Raw genomic sequence first — 2,526 nt, forward strand, 5'->3', positions numbered from 1 at the left:
AGCTCCAACCTGACAGTACCATCGGGGGTAGAGTAGTCAAACCGCGATCGTTTTTTGGAATCAAGCCACATCAAAATATATCATCATTATGGATGTCAAGTTATTTAAATTACAATTTAATCATGCCATCGATTAGCGCACTTATTTCGAGACGCCCTGGGGAAAACAACGCAACCTCACCAGAAGAACATTTCCAAACAGAAAAACAAGAAAATGAATTTTCCAAAAATTTAAGCGGAGCGGGATCTTGTTGCACTCAAAAAATCATCAGCATCGATAACACCCGGGGCACAAATGCTGGCGAAACACATAGCTTTCTCTCAAAATTGAAGGCCGTCCTTAATTTAAACCATAAAATATCGAAAGATCGAGATTTTAATTTTGGGGGGGCGACCCAGCAAGAATTCACCATTGTTGAGCAAAATAAATCAACTACTCCAAAGACGCGAAGAGGTGCAGGGATGCTAATTCCATCCCCCCCCGTCGACACTCAACGCATTTCAAAAAATGGAGAATCGATATTGGCGCACAGCCGGACGATGTTAAAAACTAACATTAAACACAACAGCTTGCCAGCCGCCACAAAACTCTCCAGAATTGCGATGCTGGGCAGTCATGATGCGGGAACGTATATGTTTAGTCGGCAGTATGGCGTCACGAGTCTTGGGGCAACGATACCGCAGGCCTTTAAGACTCAGTCTTTGAATCTGGTTGAGCAAGCCGGAAATGGCGTGAGATATTTTGACATTCGAATAAGAAAGCTCGACAATGGCAATTATGGATTTTTCCACGGCCCGAGTGCAACCCCCGGGGGCGCCCTAACTGAGGTTAGAAAACTCTTAGAACACGCAAGAAAAGATAAAAATGATTTCTATATACTTAAATTTGATTTCTACAACGATGAATCAGCAGATTTTGTGAGAAAGGCTATTATGGGAAGTGAGGGTGAAATTATTTCCACCAACGAAAGTGGCTCTCTTGGAGATGTGACGGTTGGCGAATCTTTACAAAAAGGTAAAAACATCGTAGTCCTCGGAAAGATGACCAGCAAAAAAATTGACGACTCGAAATACCGGGACATTGTCTGGAGTTACAACTCTCACGTCTTCACGAAATGGGGGAACGACACAGATAGTACGCGGTTTGGTGGCTTTATCAGGGATTTTATTCGAAAGCCTGAGGATGGAAAATTGAAGGTAACTCAGACCAATATCCCGTTTTGGAGCAAGAAAAACCCTTTTTCACTGCAAGGTGTAAAGGTGCGGGCGACATCGAACCATTCTGGAATCGCTAGCGTTATCGAGACTGCGAGGGGCGTGAATCCTGGTGTAATTTTGATTGATTACGTCGGAGACGATGCCGCATCGTCAACCAATAAATATTTGGAGATTGTTAATAAATTGAATAAATCCATATCTTATTTAGCGCGATCAAAGTAGCGAAAGCCATCAAAATTAAAATTGAGATATATATGATATATCGATGAAAAACCCGACGGACGGGGAGATCAAAGATGACAACTCGAGATACCTGTCACACAAGATGCCCAACACTCGAATTGACAATTTTATTTTGGCGAGACTGTCAAAAAAATTGACAATTCTTGTTTTAGACATCGAATCCCGCACATAAGGTTATGATTTTGTAAAATTCCTCATCGATCGCCGCTGGTTGCGGCTGCGCGGCGTGTAGCGATTCGAGGTGTCAGCCTCAAGCTCGCCAGCTGCGTTACGTTTTATTGACGGTCAGCACTCGAGTAGCGGCTTGGAGTGTCCAACACAAGTCATCAGACAATCCGGCGATGCCGTCCCGAGCGCTCCGTGCGCTCAATGTCATTGCGGGCCATCTGCGCCATGATGCCACGTCACTTCAGATCGCGTCGACATCGATGGCAACCGTATCCTTTGTCCGCACGCAGCTTGCCGGGCCGTTTCCGAGATAGGCTATCCAGGCCGGGCGCGACAGGTATCGCGTTCAGCATCGATTCGACCGCCATCGAGTCGTGTCGGCTGCCCCATGTGACTGTGATAGCCAAGAAAACGCCTCGGGCATCTACGGCGAGGTGTCGCTTGCTACAGAGTCTGCCCCAATCTGTCGGGTTGGCGCCGGTTTCCAGCCCCCGGGAGCTGGAAACGCTGGCCGCATCGAGGTTGGCGTGCCCCCAATAAATCTGGTCATGTTCACGCAACCGGTGAAGCATCGCCAGATGCAACTTTTCCCATAGGCCTGCCGCCTGCCAATCGCGTAACCGTCGCCAACATGTCATGCCGCTACCGTAGCCAAGCGCCTGGGGCAAATCCTCCCAAGGAACCCCCGTTTGCAACACATACAAATGCCATTCAATGCTGCTCGGTCGTCAACGGACCGACGCCGACCGCCCTTGGGCGAATGCTCAAACTCCGGAATCAACGGTTCGAGCACGGCCCATAACTCGTTGCGAATCTTTCTTCTTGCCATGGGCCACAAGATACGGCCCGCGATGCACCGTGTCCAGTTGTGTTAGCGGCGCTAAGAGACGGTGTCATA

General features: G+C 48.1%; 2 protein-coding genes and 1 pseudogene. 1 reads left to right on the top strand and 2 read right to left on the bottom strand.

All coding sequences use genetic code 11. The annotated features are described in order from the left end of the window. Positions 1-1,439 (top strand): hypothetical protein (locus tag VL15_RS42430; RefSeq protein WP_230684620.1); only part of this gene is annotated, 1,439 nt, incomplete at its 5' end. 425 nt (positions 1,440-1,864) lie between these two features. On the opposite strand, the gene VL15_RS43890 is transcribed toward VL15_RS42430, so the two are convergent. Together VL15_RS43890 and VL15_RS43895 are read right to left on the bottom strand one after the other, a co-directional pair. Next, a complete protein-coding gene (locus VL15_RS43890; RefSeq protein WP_155420401.1) occupies positions 1,865-2,266 on the bottom strand; it encodes a transposase in 402 nt (133 codons plus the stop codon). A 6-nt stretch (positions 2,267-2,272) separates the two neighbouring features. Next, a pseudogene (locus tag VL15_RS43895) lies at positions 2,273-2,457 on the bottom strand (transposase); the annotation flags it as partial. Positions 2,458-2,526: the final 69 nt, after the last annotated feature.

Origin of the sequence: Burkholderia cepacia (assembly GCF_001039005.1) — a bacterium.
Classification (GTDB): Bacteria; Pseudomonadota; Gammaproteobacteria; order Burkholderiales; family Burkholderiaceae; genus Burkholderia; species Burkholderia theae.